The sequence below is a fragment of the Paenibacillus ihuae genome (genome assembly GCF_001368795.1).
GTDB lineage: Bacteria > Bacillota > Bacilli > Paenibacillales > Paenibacillaceae > Paenibacillus_AQ > Paenibacillus_AQ ihuae.
Map to the genome: position 1 here is coordinate 1 of NZ_LN831207.1, position 14,288 is coordinate 14,288.

Consider the following 14,288-nt stretch of genomic DNA (forward strand, 5'->3'; position numbering starts at 1 on the left):
TTGTGCAGGGCTGTGGAAAACTTGTGGATAATTTTCAGAAGTTGCTGAAAAATTACGCACATGTGGATACAATTTTTGCAGCAAGCAATCCTTAGTTCATGTGGATGATGGACATATTATTGTGGATTCGTCAAGCGAAACTCCAAGTAATACACGGATTTTGTGGATAATAAGTGGATTTTGTGGATAGCGTTTGCAAAACAGTGGATAAGTTTTTTGGGCCGGGAAGAATTCTTTCCGGCTTTTCGTGTTGCTGTGTTTAAGTTGTGGATAACTTACTTGAATTCTTCTATTTCTGCTCCAAATTAGCATACTAATACTTGACTTGATATACTCATATTAAGTACCAAATTCATGTTGATGAGGTGAGCCGAGTGGAAATAAGACAGCTGCATGCAGAGGAATTTGAGCCAAGCCTTACCCTGTCCGAGTATGCCTTTAAGTACACGGTATCCGGTGAAGACCGGGTAAAGCAAGAACTGAAGTTTAAACCGGAGAGAGTGTGGGGGATTTTTGAGGACGGAAAATTAAACGCAGAGCTGACTTTGCTTCCTCTACAGGCCTACATACAGGGTCAAGCAGTCTCCATGGGAGGCATTGCCGGTGTAGCGACCTGGCCGGAGAATCGCAGACAAGGCTATGTTGCTAAGCTTTTGCAGCATACTTTGCAAGTAATGAATGAGAACGGCCAGAGGTTATCGATGCTGCATCCGTTTCTAATTCCCTTCTACCGCAAGTTCGGTTGGGAGGTATACTGCGAGTATAAGAAATACTCGATTCCCGTGGCTAAATTCCCTTTAAAAACGGACATAGGGGGCGTGGTCCGGCGGGATAGCGCCAATCTGGAAGTATTGGACCAGTTGTATAATCAGTTCGCTGCCCAATACAACGGCACGTTGCTGCGAACCAAGGAATGGTGGCAGAATAATGTGCTGGATAAGGATACGCATCACGGGGTGTTTTTTTCAGCGCAGGGTGAAGCCGAAGGGTATGTGCTGTATAAGCTGGAGAATAATCAACTGGTTATCGATGAGTTTGTCTTTTTGAATGAGAACGCGCGCCGGGGATTGTGGACATTTCTGGCTAACCACGATTCAATGGTCACCGGTGCGGAGCTGAAGCTGGTACCATCCGATGATATCCTGCCGTATTTGCTGCCGGATCCGCGCATCCCGCAGGAGAATTATCCTTATTTTATGGCACGGATCGTAAATGCTCAGGCTTTTGTGGAATCATTCTCTTTCAATAAGCTAACAGAAGCTAGAAAGTACACTGTCTATATTCAAGATGAGCAGGCTCCATGGAATGAGGGAATATGGGAGTGGTCAGTGAACAATCTGGGGGAAGGTTCGCTTACACGCTCAGACTCAACAGACATGCAAGCTGACCTAAGCTGCAGTATTGGCACGCTGACGGTACTGTTAATGGGATATAAGCGACCTCAAGAGCTGGTCCTATATGGAAAGATATCCGGAAGTGCGGAAGCCGTAAAGTGGCTGGAGGAGATAACGCCGCAGGCGAAGACAGCTTTGTTCGACTTTTTCTGATTGATGCCAAGCTCTACCTTATGATCGAAGCGGGTAGAGCTTTATTTTACATATAAAAATACTGGATGTACCAGGGGATGTCCGAATACAATGGCGGTAAAAAGTAAAAAATAAGAGTAACCACTTGGAATTCAGTGAGAATATGTTATAATATGAAAAAAGTCAAAGAAAGTCAAAGTCAACGAAACCAGCGGAACCTTTCTTTTTAGCTTTAATAGTTAAAATCACCGGAGTTTTATCGTTGAGCTGCTTAATTGTCGGGTTCATGATTGAACGCAGTTTGTATTCTTTTGCGGCCGGTCAGCATGGATTCGTGCATAAGCTCTTGGGTTAAGTTCATTAGAGATCTCTCCGGACGGATTCATAGCAGGACGTACAATACAGCATTAAACACTGGAGGATGAGTGATGCGTAATATCTCTGATATTATCGAACAATATCTGAAGAATATTTTGCATGAAAGTCCCGAAGGTACGGTGGAAATTCAGCGCAACGATCTGGCGGACCAGTTCTCATGCGTGCCGTCACAGATCAATTATGTCATCAGTACACGCTTTACTTTGGAAAAGGGCTATGTGGTGGAGAGTAAGCGCGGCGGCGGAGGTTATATCCGGATTCAGCGTTTTGAGCTGCCCCAGAATGTGGCGCTGTATGCTCATCTCAAATCTACAATAGGAAATGATATTGATCAGAATTCCGCCGAAGGGCTGATTTATCAGCTTGAGGAAGCCCGGTTTCTAAGCAAGCGTGAAGCGTGCCTCATGCGCGCCGCTGTTTCCCGGGAATGCCTGACGGTTCATCTGCCGTACCGGGATGAGATTCGTGCCAAGATTATGAAGGCCATGCTAATCTCTTTGTTGGGCAAATAATTGTCATCATAAGGGAGGGACTCCGCTTATGCTTTGCCAGGAATGCGGCGTCAAACCGGCAACCCTACATTTCACAAAAATTGTGAGTGGAGAGAAGACGGAATTTCATATTTGTGAAAGCTGTGCACGTGAGAAAGGGGAACTGATTCCAGGAACGGCGGGAGGTTTCTCGATTCACAGCCTGCTGTCCGGCCTGCTTGATCTTGAAGGGGCCGGTAAGGAGAAGACAGCAGCAACCAAGAATGTTCAGGGTCTGCATTGTGAGAATTGCGGCATGACGTATTCCCAGTTCAGCAAGCTTGGACGTTTCGGCTGCAGCTCCTGTTATAAATATTTTGATAGCACGCTGGACCCGCTCTTTAGGAGGGTTCATGGCAGTACCGCGCATGTAGGGAAGCTGCCGAAGCGGGCCGGTGCACAGATTATGTGTAAACGGCAAATTGATGAGTTGAAGCACGAGCTTCAGGAAAGCATCATGCATGAAGAGTTCGAAACCGCAGCCGAGCTGAGGGACAGAATACGCAAACTTGAAAAAGAAATGGCACAAGAGTAAAGTCTTTCATATATAGGGGGGATACGACATGTCAAGTCTCCGGTTTACCGAACAAGCACTTAGTGACTGGATGCGCTGCGGCGGCAGCCATTCTGAGATTGTAATCAGCAGCCGTATGCGTATCGCCCGCAATCTGGAGCACCTGCCGTTTCCGCTGCTGGCTTCAGCCGAACAGGCGGAGGAAGCATTGGAACAGCTCGCCCCAGTATTTCAGGGGGAGGCTACAGAAAGTTTTGGCACTTTTGAACTGCTGAGGCTGGATGAGCTTACTGAGCTGGACAAAAAAGTACTGGTGGAGAAGCATCTGATCAGTCCCAACCTGGCCAATGATTCCCGGGGCGGAGCAGTTATCCTGAACGAGGATGAGTCGGTCAGCATTATGATCAATGAAGAAGATCATCTCCGTATCCAGTGTTTATTTCCCGGCCTGCAGGTGAAAGAGGCTTGGAACAGGGCAACGGCGATTGATGATATTTTTGAAGCTTCCGTCAATTACGCTTTTGATGATAGAAGAGGGTATTTAACCAGTTGCCCAACCAATGTAGGCACTGGCCTCCGGGCTTCAGTCATGCTTCATTTACCGGCCCTCGTGATGACCCATCAGATTAACCGGATTTTATCCGCCGTGAACCAGGTGGGGCTGACCGTAAGAGGAATTTATGGTGAGGGCAGCGAAGCAGTAGGGAACATCTTTCAGATTTCCAATCAGATTACACTGGGTCAGACGGAAAATGAAATCATTGAGAATCTTCACAGTGTGGTTACCCAGATCATTGAGCATGAACGAAACGCCCGGGAACGCCTGCTGACAGATTCGGCACTGCGGATTACCGACCGGATCAAACGCTCGTATGGGATCATGGCCTATGCCGCTGTGATGGAGCTTAAGGAGTCGGCACAGCGCCTCTCAGATTTACGTCTTGGAGTGGATCTTGGCATTCTGGAAGGGCCTTCGATTTCAGTGCTGAATGAGCTGAATGTCAAGACACAGCCTGGTTTTCTGCAAAAATTGTTCGGAGACGAGCTTTCGGCCACCGAACGCGATATGTACCGGGCGAAGCTGCTCCGGGAGACATTGGGATCACAACATTAATTATAGATATTTATTATCCGTGGAGGTGCATGAGATATGATGTTTGGAAGATTTACGGAACGCGCACAAAAAGTGCTGGCGCTGGCGCAGGAAGAAGCTGTCCGTTTGGGACATAACAACATCGGTACAGAACATATTTTGCTCGGACTGATTCGTGAGGGAGACGGCATTGCCGCCAAAGCGCTAATCGGCTTGGGACTGGGTCTGGAGAAAATTCAGGACGAAGTGGAGACGCTGATCGGCAGAGGACAAGAGCAGCCTACCAACATCGCGTATACTCCACGCGCTAAAAAAGTAATCGAGCTTTCGATGGATGAAGCCCGTAAGCTGGGCCATACTTACGTCGGAACAGAGCATATCCTGCTCGGACTGATCCGTGAAGGCGAGGGCGTTGCAGCCCGTGTGCTTAACAACCTCGGCATCAGCCTTAACAAAGCCCGTCAGCAAGTACTCCAGCTTCTGGGCAGCAGTGAGGCAACCTCAAGCCACAGCGGTACACCTGCTAATGTAAGCACGCCAACGCTGGATGGTCTGGCCCGCGATTTGACGGCTTATGCTAAAGACGGCAACCTTGATCCGGTTATCGGCCGCAGCAAAGAAATCGAACGTGTAATCCAGGTACTGAGCCGCCGGACCAAGAACAATCCGGTGCTGATCGGTGAACCTGGGGTTGGTAAAACAGCGATAGCTGAAGGACTGGCCCAAAAAATCATCAACAATGAAATCCCGGAAACGCTGCGTGATAAACGTGTTATGACCCTCGATATGGGATCTGTCGTAGCCGGAACCAAATACCGTGGTGAGTTTGAAGACCGTCTCAAAAAAATTATGGATGAGATTCGTCAGGCCGGCAATATCGTGCTCTTCATTGATGAGCTGCACACCCTGATCGGTGCAGGCGGTGCGGAAGGTGCGATTGACGCCTCCAACATCCTGAAACCTGCTCTTGCCCGTGGCGAGCTGCAGTGCATTGGTGCCACTACCCTGGATGAATACCGCAAATATATTGAAAAAGACGCAGCCCTGGAGCGCCGCTTCCAGCCGATTACGGTGGATCAGCCTTCTCCCGAGGAAGCAGTGCAGATCCTGTACGGACTGCGTGACCGTTATGAAGCCCATCACCGGGTGAAGATTACGGATGAAGCGATCGTGGAAGCTGTGAAGCTGTCCGACCGCTACATCCCAGACCGGTTCCTGCCGGACAAAGCGATTGACCTGATTGATGAGGCAGGCTCTAAGGTAAGGCTCAACTCTTACACGATTCCGCCGAATCTGAAGGAACTGGAAATGCGTCTCGATGATATCCGCAAGGAGAAGGATTCTGCTGTACAGAGCCAGGAGTTTGAGAAGGCAGCTGCACTGCGGGATACCGAGCAGAAAATCCGTGAGGAACTCGATACAACCAAGAACCAATGGAAAGAAAAGCAGGGCCGCACCGATTCCCAGGTTACGCCGGAGGATATCGCTCAGGTGGTTGCCAGCTGGACCGGTATTCCGGTCAGCAAGCTGAAGGAAGAGGAGACAGACCGGCTGCTCAACATGGAGGCTCTGCTGCACGAACGCGTAATCGGCCAGGATGAGGCTGTGAAGGCTGTCAGCCGGGCGCTGCGCCGGGCACGTGCAGGTCTTAAAGATCCTAAGCGTCCGATGGGCTCCTTTATCTTCCTTGGGCCAACTGGCGTAGGTAAAACAGAGCTTGCCCGTGCACTTGCTGAGGCAATGTTCGGCGATGAGAATGCGGTAATCCGTATCGATATGTCGGAGTACATGGAGAAGCACTCCACGTCCCGTCTCGTAGGGGCGCCTCCGGGTTATGTTGGGTATGAAGAAGGCGGACAGCTGACTGAGAAGGTGCGCCGTAAGCCTTATTCCGTAGTATTGCTGGATGAAATCGAGAAGGCCCACCCTGAAGTATTCAATATTCTGCTGCAGGTGCTGGAAGACGGCCGTCTGACCGATTCCAAAGGACGCGTAGTCGATTTCCGCAACACATTGATTATCCTGACTTCGAACGTAGGGGCACAGGCGATTAAGAAGAATTCGACGCTCGGCTTTACCGCTGTACAGGATGCCGGAGCAGATTACAGCAACATGAAGGGCAAGGTTATGGAAGAGCTGAAGAAGAGCTTCCGTCCTGAGTTCCTCAACCGGATAGACGAGATCATTGTCTTCCACTCTTTGGAGGAGAAACATATCGCCGAGATCGTTACGCTGATGTCCGATGAGCTGCGCAAGCGGCTGCGTGAGTACGACGTGGACTTTGAGCTTACTGAAGGCGGTAAGGCCTTCCTGGCCAAAGAGGGCTATGATCCGGCATTTGGTGCACGTCCGCTCCGCCGTGCGATCCAGAAGCATATTGAAGACCGTCTCTCCGAAGAACTGCTGAAAGGCAACATCAAGAAAGGCGATTCCCTCAAGATTGACGAGGTGAACGGTGAACTTGTAGTTACGACAGTAGATGTTCCGGCTGCACCTTCGCTGGAAAAAGAAGTAGAGGCTGAACAGTAATATCAAGTGAAACAAAGCTTCCGCTCCTCCGTACTTAAGGAGCGGGGCTTTTTTTTACATTTGTGATGGTTAATTCGGCTCTGAATCAGGCAGGTTATAGATAACACGCCAAAAACTAGATCTTAAGTGACCTTTCGTTCAAGGTGCAGAAATGGTAAACTTTGAATAAGAGAAAATTATCCGCAATTTTAGCAAGTACGGACTGTAAGGAGACCACATGGCTAAACCAAAAACTAAATTTTTCTGTACCGACTGCGGCTACGAATCGCCAAAATGGTTCGGCAAATGCCCGGGCTGCCAGGCATGGAACACCATGGTGGAAGAAACGGAAAGCGTAGTCAAAACTCAAGGAATGAATGCACCTATTTTTCAGAGTAAAGAAAAGGCGCAATCGATCATAAATATAGAGAGTGACAAAGAGCCCCGTATCTTGACAGGCATTGGAGAACTTAACCGTGTGCTCGGCGGAGGCATCGTACCAGGATCCCTGGTGCTGGTCGGTGGCGATCCCGGAATCGGCAAATCAACCCTACTGCTGCAGACCTCGCATGCATTGACGACCCAAGGATTGCGTGTACTGTATATCTCGGGAGAAGAATCGGTGCGCCAGACCAAGCTCCGTGCCGACCGCCTCGGGGCGTTGTCTGCAGAGCTGTATGTGCTGTGTGAGACGAACATGGAGAGCATTGAAGAGGCAATTGAGCATATTCAGCCACAATTCCTCGTAATTGACTCCATTCAGACAGTATTTATGCCGGAAGTGACGAGCGCTCCGGGGAGTGTGACGCAGGTCCGGGAATGTACGACAAGATTTATGCGCATCGCCAAAATCCGCGGTATTGCTACAGTGCTTGTAGGTCATGTTACCAAAGAGGGAGCCATAGCCGGGCCGCGGATGCTGGAACATATGGTGGACTGTGTGCTGTATTTCGAAGGGGAACGTCATCATACCTACCGGCTGCTGCGTGCGGTGAAGAACCGCTTTGGTTCTACCAATGAGATCGGGATCTTCGAGATGGGCGAGATCGGTCTTACGGAAGTGGAGAATCCTTCAGAGCTATTCCTGTCAGAGCGCCCGCTGGGTGTAGCCGGCTCTGCTGTTGTAGCAAGCATGGAGGGAACAAGACCGGTGCTTGTCGAACTTCAGGCACTCGTTGCAGCCACCCATTTCCCTTCTCCGCGGCGGATGTGCACAGGGATGGATCATCAGCGCATGGCGCTTATTATTGCTGTACTTGAGAAACGGATGGGCATGTTCCTGCAGAATCAGGATGCCTACCTCAATGTTGCCGGCGGTGTGAAGCTGGATGAACCGGCCATCGACCTGGCGGTTGCGGTCAGCATCGCCTCAAGCTTTCGTGATATATCCACAAAACCCTATGATGTCTTCTTTGGCGAGGTTGGACTTACCGGTGAGGTCAGGGGCGTCTCACGCGCAGAAACGCGGGTCAAGGAGGCGGCAAAGCTTGGCTTCAGAAGGGTAATTATGCCCGAGAAGAGCATGAAAGGCTGGAAGCATCCGCAGGATATCCAGATTATTGGCGTCAGCACCGTAGCAGATGCATTAAAGGTCGCGTTAGATTAGGGGGCATAGGAACATGAAAGAATATAATCAATTAGATAATATGAACGATCTGCTGAGGATGGCGGCGCCGGGCACACCGTTTCGCGAAGGTCTGGAGAATGTGCTCCGCGCGAAGACAGGTGCACTGATCGTAGTAGGTTACAGTCCTGAGGTGATGGAAGTTGTCGACGGCGGCTTTTCCATTAACTGCGATTTTTCGCCCAATTATTTGTATGAGCTGGCGAAGATGGACGGGGCCATTATTTTGAGCGAGGATCTCAAGCGGATTCTGTATGCGAATACCCAATTGATCCCTGACTCGTCGATCTCATCGATCGAGACAGGAATCCGCCACCGGACGGCAGAACGTGTTGCCAAGCAAACTGGAAAATTGGTCGTTTCGATTTCCCAGCGGCGGAACATCATTACCTTATACCAAGGCTCTATCCGCTATGCGCTTAAGGAGATTGGGGCCATTCTGGCCAAAGCCAACCAGGCGATCCAAACCTTGGAGAAATACAAAGCGGTGCTCACCCAAGGACTGACCAACCTCTCCGCATCCGAATACGAAGGAATTGTTACCGTAGCAGAGGTCGTAGGTGTCATTCAGCGTGTTGAGATGGTGCTGCGAATTAAGATGGAAATCAAACGGTACATCAATGAGCTGGGCAATGAAGGCCGCTTGATCAGCATGCAAATGGAAGAACTGGTCGGAAATACAGAGGAAGAAGCTTGGCTTCTCTACAGAGACTATGCAAGAGAGGAGCAGGAGGACAAAATCCGCGAGATTATTGCCGGACTCAAGCGCACCAGCGACGACGAGCTGATGGATGATAATCATATCGCGCGTCTTTTGGGATATTCTTCGACAGCAATTGCCTCAGAAGAAGCAGTTACTCCGCGCGGCTACCGCCTGCTGAACAAGATTCCGCGGCTGCCGAATGTGATCATCCATAATCTGGTTGAACGCTTCGAAATGCTGCCTAATCTGATGACCGCCAGCATAGCGGAACTGGATGAAGTGGATGGAATCGGCGAGGTTCGGGCACGCAATATTCAGGACGGACTCAAACGGCTGCAAAAACAAGTTCTTATTGACAGACAAATGTAAATATCATACAATCACGTAATATTGATGGCCTTAAGTTTCAAAAGTAAGCAAATAGAGGTGAAGAAATGATACAAAAATCAATTCCGAGTCTTTTTACCATTGGTAACCTGATGCTTGGAATGTTTGGTATCATGATGGCGTTTGACGGCAAGCTTAGCATGGCCGCTATCATGGTGATTATTGCTATGCTTTTAGACGGACTGGATGGCCGGGTTGCGCGTGCGCTTAAATGTGAAAGTGAATTTGGTAAGGAACTGGATTCTTTATCCGATGTGGTCTCCTTTGGGGTAGCACCTGCATTGATTATGTATTTAACTAGCCTGCAGGACCTGAATTCTGCGCTTGGCTGGACGGTTACGGCTATTTTCCCGGTATTCGGGGCACTGCGTCTGGCACGTTTTAATGTCCGTCCAGGAATTCCCGGATATTTTGTCGGATTGCCGATTCCTGCAGCAGGTGGCGTTCTGGCCACGCTGGCTCTTTTTCATAAAGATGTTTCCGCTCCGTTTATGATTATCGCAACCCTGCTCTTATCTTATCTGATGGTCAGTACGATGAAATATCCTAATTTCAAAAAGATTGGTCTGCCTAAAAAAGCTGTAATCGGCGCACCGGTAGTCATTGTTGTCGCGGTTGCAGTAGCGGTTATTTTTCCGGAACAGATTGCCAAGATGATCTTTGTGCTGCTTGGGCTATATGCGCTGTACGGCTTTAAGCAGAATATTGACCGGCTGAATGCACGCCGCCGTCACCGCCGCAGAAGACGTTCGGAAGACAAGGTTTATCATTCTAAGAACGGCTAGACTTAGCTGTTATCAACAAAAAGGCTTTGCCCTCACTGAGACCAGTGAACGGCAAAGCCTTTTGTTTTGAACGGATGAAAGAATGGACGGTTACCCTCAGGACAGGTTAAATAATCCGAGAGTAGCGCATTTCTGCGACTCCTTTGCCACAACCTCGTCCATATTAATGTCAAGCAGATTGCATAGTGCAGACATATAGAACAGTTCGCGTCCTAATTCAGAAGCAATGACCTCGCGGCAGTTCTCGCACAGCTCACCTTCCAGATGAGTGCCTGCCAGCTCCTTAGCTTCCTCAAGACCAAGAGCCGGCTCGAATACCTGCTTGGTGGCGTGCAGCTGGATGCATCCGCATTCCGTGATGGCCTTAACGACAGCCCTGTTGACAGAAGCGCTGCTCTGGCCGTTTTTGGACATGACATCCAGAAGACTACGGTGACGGAGCAGCAGTTCGGAGACTTGATCCTGAAAAGCCTGTAAACTTGGTGCACTCATTTTCCATTCACCCCTGGGTTCTTAATTGAGTTCATTATATGCCAGTACCCCCCTGTTTTCAACGGGAATAGGAGTTCCTGGTAACCCTTACATTACCGGTAACTATCGTGATCAGAAAAAATAACGCACTCTGCGATTACCGTCCTAAAAATTGGAACATACTGGTGAGGTATAGATCATTTTAGGATGAATAAAAGGAGGTGCGTAAGGTTATGTGGAAAAAGGTGGTTTTGACGCTTGCCGGGTTACTCGGTGCCTGGTCCGGCTTTTCGCTATACCATACGGCAGAAAGAGGATTCCCTGAAGGTATGGGGAAACTGGGAGAAAGCCTGCCTGTGGAAGGAAGCATTTTGTTTACGGTGCTGGGTGCCATTATTTTTTTGTTTGCGGGGATTTTATGCGCGGACTTTGGAGGTTCAAAGCTGCGGGAGGCGGTCTTGTACTGTTCGCGTATACCGATGAATGAAATGGCCGCAGGTGCCGCTGGTCTTACAGGAGGACTGCTGCTGTCCCTGCTGCTTCATCCCACTATGGATTGGCTTGGCAAAGCCGGAGACCTGCTGCAAGTGGCGGTTACACTGGCACTGGGTTATATGGGGCTGCGGATCGGGCTGGAGAAGAAAGATGAGCTGGCTTCACTCTGGGCCACAGGACGCTGGGGGCAGCCGGACGAGCCGGAGGGCCGCGGGCTGGAAGAGCATAAGATTCTGGATACCAGCGTCATTATAGACGGGCGGATCGCCGACATCTGCAAAACCGGGTTTATTGAAGGGACGATTGTCATTCCGGAATTCGTGCTTGAAGAGCTGCAGCATATTGCCGATTCTTCCGATCTGCTGAAGCGTAACCGTGGACGGCGCGGGCTGGACATCCTTAACAAGATCCAGAAAGAGCTGGATGTGAAGGTACTTATCTACGAAGGGGATTTCGAGGAAATCTCCGAGGTGGACAGCAAGCTGGTCAAGCTGGCTAAGGTACTCCGCGGCAAAGTCGTCACCAACGACTTCAACCTTAACAAGGTATGTGAGCTTCAGGGCGTCTCCGTACTCAATATCAATGATTTGGCTAATGCGGTTAAGCCGGTCGTGCTGCCTGGGGAAGAAATTATCGTGCAGGTGATCAAAGACGGCAAGGAGCATGGCCAAGGGGTGGCCTATCTTGATGACGGAACGATGATTGTCGTTGAGGGCGGACGCGAGTACATCGGGACAACGATGGAAGTGCTTGTGACGAGCGTTTTGCAGACTTCAGCAGGCAGAATGATTTTTGCTAAACCGAAACTTCTGGAAAAAGCGCAATAAGACCCTAGAGCCGGTCTCCTAAATGTCTTGTAGGCTTGGAAATGCCCGCCAAACACGTTATGATGGGGGTATACGTGAAAGACAGGAGCCTAGAAGAATGTCAAACAGTGTAGGCGCCGTAATTGTAGCGGCAGGCAGAGGGACAAGAATGGGGACCGCAGAGAGCAAGCAGTATTTGCTGCTGCGGGACAAGCCGATTATCGTGCATACGCTGGAGGTGTTCCAGCGGCATGAGCTCATCTCCGAGGTTGTACTGGTTACCGGTGAAGAGGATATCAACCGCTGCCGGGAATGGGTTGGGGCCTACAAGCTGGATAAAGTGAAAGCCGTAGTTCCTGGAGGCGCTGAACGTCAGCATTCCGTGTATAAGGGACTGAAATCGCTGGGAACCGAATGGGTTATGGTGCATGATGGTGTACGCCCGTTTGTACAGGCCAGTGAAATCAATGCCTGTTATGAGAAGGCCAGAGAGAGCGGAGCCTCCGTACTCGCTGTGCCGGTGAAGGATACGATCAAGCAGGTGGACGGCACGGGTAAAGTGCTTTCCACGCCGGATCGGCGAAGTCTGTGGGCGATTCAAACCCCGCAGACTTTTCGTCTGTCCGAGTTGCTGACGGCCTATGACGCGGCGGAGCGGGACGGGTTTCTGGGTACGGATGACTCCAGCTTGGCGGAGCGCAGCGGCATTCCGGTCTCTGTCGTGGAAGGAAGCTACCGCAATATTAAGCTTACGACACCGGAAGATCTCGATTTTGCGGAGTTTACAGAAAGAAACAGGGGAGAGGATTAACACATGATAGCTGTAGGACAGGGTTTTGATGTACACCAGCTGGTGGAGGGCAGACCGTGCATTATTGGCGGCGTGACGATTCCTTACGAAAAAGGGTTGCTGGGCCACTCTGATGCCGATGTGCTGCTCCATGCAGTCAGTGACGCGATACTGGGAGCCTTGGGGCTTGGGGATATCGGCCGGCATTTTCCCGATACCGATCCGGCATTCAAAGATGCAGACAGCCTGAAGCTGCTGGAGCATGTATGGGGTCTTGCCCGCGAACGGGGCTACAAGCTTGGGAATATCGATTCCACGATTATTGCACAGAAGCCGAAGATGGCTCCTTATATCCCGGAGATGACTGAGGTTATTGCCCGGGCTTTAGGTGCAGAGGTCTCGAAGGTTAATGTAAAAGCAACGACAACCGAGTGGCTCGGCTTCGCCGGACGCGGTGAAGGAATTGCAGCTCAATCTATTGTCTGCCTGCTCCAAGATGTGATATCATCTTGAGATGGCTGCATGCGGCCTAATTTTATCCATTATGAAGCGGAGGGAATACCATGGCGGATCAAGTCCGGGTGCGTTACGCACCGAGCCCTACGGGACATTTACATATCGGAAATGCCAGAACAGCACTGTTTAACTATCTGTTTGCCCGTAATCTGGGCGGGAAATTTATTATCCGGATCGAAGACACCGATGTTAAGCGCAATGTTGCCGGCGGTGAAGAAAGCCAGCTGAAGTATTTGAAATGGCTGGGGATGGACTGGGATGAAAGCATTGATGTGGGCGGAGAATACGGCCCGTACCGCCAGACCGAACGTCTGGATTTGTACCGTGTATATTGGCAGGAGCTGCTCGACCGTGGTCTCGCCTATCGCTGCTACTGCACTGAAGAGGAGCTGGAAGCGGAACGTGAAGAACAGACTGCGCGCGGTGAAACTCCCCGTTATTCCGGCAAACACCGGAATCTGACGGAAGAGCAGCGTCTTGCTTTTGAAGCAGAAGGACGCATTGCCAGCATCCGTTTCCGGGTACCGGAAGACCGGACGTATACCTTTGATGATATTGTTAAAGGCAGTATCTCTTTCAACAGCAAAGAAATGGGCGACTTTGTCATCGTGAAGAAGGACGGAATACCGACCTATAACTTCGCTGTTGCCGTTGACGACCATCTGATGGAGATTTCACATGTCCTGCGCGGGGAAGATCATATTTCTAATACACCTCGCCAGTTGATGATTTATGAATCGCTGGGCTGGGAAGCTCCGCTGTTTGGCCATATGACGCTGATTGTCGGTGATGACCATAAGAAGCTGAGCAAGCGTAACGAATCCATTATTCAATTCATCGAGCAGTACGACCAATTGGGCTATCTGCCGGAAGCGCTGTTCAACTATATTTCACTGCTGGGTTGGTCTCCGGAAGGTGAAGAGGAAATATTCAGCAAGGAAGAGCTAATCTCTATCTTTACGGCCGACCGTCTCTCCAAAAGCCCTGCGGTGTTTGATAAGAACAAGCTGGCACATCTAAACAATCACTATATCAAGCATGCTGATCCGCAGCGGATTGCGCGTCTGGCCATTCCACATCTTCAGCAGGCGGGCAGACTGCCGGCTGAACTGAGCACTGAGCAGCAGATCTGGGCGGAAAGCCTTGTTGCGCTGTACCAGGA

At 50.3% G+C, this 14,288-nt stretch carries 14 protein-coding genes; 12 read left to right on the top strand and 2 right to left on the bottom strand.

Translation table 11 applies throughout. The features are described from left to right. The first annotated feature begins 374 nt into the window (after positions 1–374). Positions 375–1,547 carry a GNAT family N-acetyltransferase gene (locus AQR02_RS29900; RefSeq protein ID WP_054943943.1) on the top strand — a complete coding sequence of 391 codons (1,173 nt, stop codon included), beginning with the start codon at positions 375–377 and terminating at the stop codon, positions 1,545–1,547. Positions 1,548–1,709: 162 nt separating this feature from the next. On the opposite strand, the gene AQR02_RS35700 is transcribed toward AQR02_RS29900, so the two are convergent. Beyond that, a complete protein-coding gene (locus AQR02_RS35700; protein WP_425340035.1) occupies positions 1,710–1,814 on the bottom strand; it encodes a hypothetical protein in 105 nt (34 codons plus the stop codon). Positions 1,815–1,954: 140 nt separating this feature from the next. Between AQR02_RS35700 and AQR02_RS29905 the strand changes: the two genes are divergently transcribed. The 7 genes from AQR02_RS29905 (at position 1,955) to pssA (ending at position 10,048) form a co-directional block, all read left to right on the top strand. Next, a complete protein-coding gene (locus AQR02_RS29905) occupies positions 1,955–2,416 on the top strand; it encodes a CtsR family transcriptional regulator (protein ID WP_054943944.1) in 462 nt (153 codons plus the stop codon). A gap of 28 nt (positions 2,417–2,444) precedes the next feature. After that, on the top strand, positions 2,445–2,969 hold the full coding sequence (gene mcsA / locus AQR02_RS29910) for a protein-arginine kinase activator protein McsA (RefSeq protein ID WP_054943945.1): 525 nt from the start codon (positions 2,445–2,447) through the stop codon (positions 2,967–2,969). A 28-nt stretch (positions 2,970–2,997) separates the two neighbouring features. Then, entirely contained in the window at positions 2,998–4,062 is a 1,065-nt protein-coding gene (gene mcsB / locus AQR02_RS29915; RefSeq protein ID WP_054943946.1) for a protein-arginine kinase McsB, read from the top strand. A 36-nt stretch (positions 4,063–4,098) separates the two neighbouring features. Further along, positions 4,099–6,570 carry an ATP-dependent protease ATP-binding subunit ClpC gene (clpC, locus tag AQR02_RS29920; RefSeq protein WP_054943947.1) on the top strand — a complete coding sequence of 824 codons (2,472 nt, stop codon included), beginning with the start codon at positions 4,099–4,101 and terminating at the stop codon, positions 6,568–6,570. Positions 6,571–6,787: 217 nt separating this feature from the next. Continuing rightward, the gene (gene radA, locus AQR02_RS29925) at positions 6,788–8,155 is read left to right on the top strand and encodes a DNA repair protein RadA (protein ID WP_054943948.1); all 1,368 of its coding nucleotides are present in this window, start codon (positions 6,788–6,790) and stop codon (positions 8,153–8,155) included. Between the two features lie 13 nt (positions 8,156–8,168). After that, complete coding sequence (gene disA / locus AQR02_RS29930; protein WP_054943949.1) at positions 8,169–9,245, top strand: DNA integrity scanning diadenylate cyclase DisA; 1,077 nt, start codon at positions 8,169–8,171, stop codon at positions 9,243–9,245. A gap of 65 nt (positions 9,246–9,310) precedes the next feature. Next, positions 9,311–10,048 carry a CDP-diacylglycerol--serine O-phosphatidyltransferase gene (pssA, locus tag AQR02_RS29935; RefSeq protein WP_054943950.1) on the top strand — a complete coding sequence of 246 codons (738 nt, stop codon included), beginning with the start codon at positions 9,311–9,313 and terminating at the stop codon, positions 10,046–10,048. Positions 10,049–10,144: 96 nt separating this feature from the next. Here the strand turns inward: pssA and AQR02_RS29940 are convergent, their stop codons facing one another. Further along, the gene (locus tag AQR02_RS29940; protein WP_054943951.1) at positions 10,145–10,540 is read right to left on the bottom strand and encodes a nucleoside triphosphate pyrophosphohydrolase family protein; all 396 of its coding nucleotides are present in this window, start codon (positions 10,538–10,540) and stop codon (positions 10,145–10,147) included. Between the two features lie 212 nt (positions 10,541–10,752). On the opposite strand from AQR02_RS29940, the gene AQR02_RS29945 reads away from it, so the two are divergent. The 4 genes from AQR02_RS29945 to gltX form a co-directional block, all read left to right on the top strand. Continuing rightward, on the top strand, positions 10,753–11,841 hold the full coding sequence (locus AQR02_RS29945; protein ID WP_054943952.1) for a PIN/TRAM domain-containing protein: 1,089 nt from the start codon (positions 10,753–10,755) through the stop codon (positions 11,839–11,841). 97 nt (positions 11,842–11,938) lie between these two features. Further along, positions 11,939–12,631: a 2-C-methyl-D-erythritol 4-phosphate cytidylyltransferase gene (gene ispD, locus AQR02_RS29950; RefSeq protein WP_054943953.1), complete on the top strand. Its 693-nt coding sequence runs from the start codon at positions 11,939–11,941 to the stop codon at positions 12,629–12,631. 3 nt (positions 12,632–12,634) lie between these two features. Further along, complete coding sequence (gene ispF / locus AQR02_RS29955) at positions 12,635–13,123, top strand: 2-C-methyl-D-erythritol 2,4-cyclodiphosphate synthase (protein WP_054943954.1); 489 nt, start codon at positions 12,635–12,637, stop codon at positions 13,121–13,123. A 50-nt stretch (positions 13,124–13,173) separates the two neighbouring features. After that, positions 13,174–14,288: glutamate--tRNA ligase (gene gltX, locus AQR02_RS29960; protein ID WP_054943955.1), on the top strand; the 1,115-nt coding region annotated here is incomplete at its 3' end.

Coding starts and splice junctions, on each gene's coding strand:
- AQR02_RS35700 (WP_425340035.1), bottom strand. CDS start 1,814: ATGAACCCGACAATTAAGCAGCTCAACGATAAAACTCCGGTGATTTTA.
- AQR02_RS29905 (WP_054943944.1), top strand. CDS start 1,955: ATGCGTAATATCTCTGATATTATCGAACAATATCTGAAGAATATTTTG.
- mcsA (WP_054943945.1), top strand. CDS start 2,445: ATGCTTTGCCAGGAATGCGGCGTCAAACCGGCAACCCTACATTTCACA.
- mcsB (WP_054943946.1), top strand. CDS start 2,998: ATGTCAAGTCTCCGGTTTACCGAACAAGCACTTAGTGACTGGATGCGC.
- clpC (WP_054943947.1), top strand. CDS start 4,099: ATGATGTTTGGAAGATTTACGGAACGCGCACAAAAAGTGCTGGCGCTG.
- radA (WP_054943948.1), top strand. CDS start 6,788: ATGGCTAAACCAAAAACTAAATTTTTCTGTACCGACTGCGGCTACGAA.
- disA (WP_054943949.1), top strand. CDS start 8,169: ATGAAAGAATATAATCAATTAGATAATATGAACGATCTGCTGAGGATG.
- pssA (WP_054943950.1), top strand. CDS start 9,311: ATGATACAAAAATCAATTCCGAGTCTTTTTACCATTGGTAACCTGATG.
- AQR02_RS29940 (WP_054943951.1), bottom strand. CDS start 10,540: ATGAGTGCACCAAGTTTACAGGCTTTTCAGGATCAAGTCTCCGAACTG.
- AQR02_RS29945 (WP_054943952.1), top strand. CDS start 10,753: ATGTGGAAAAAGGTGGTTTTGACGCTTGCCGGGTTACTCGGTGCCTGG.
- ispD (WP_054943953.1), top strand. CDS start 11,939: ATGTCAAACAGTGTAGGCGCCGTAATTGTAGCGGCAGGCAGAGGGACA.
- ispF (WP_054943954.1), top strand. CDS start 12,635: ATGATAGCTGTAGGACAGGGTTTTGATGTACACCAGCTGGTGGAGGGC.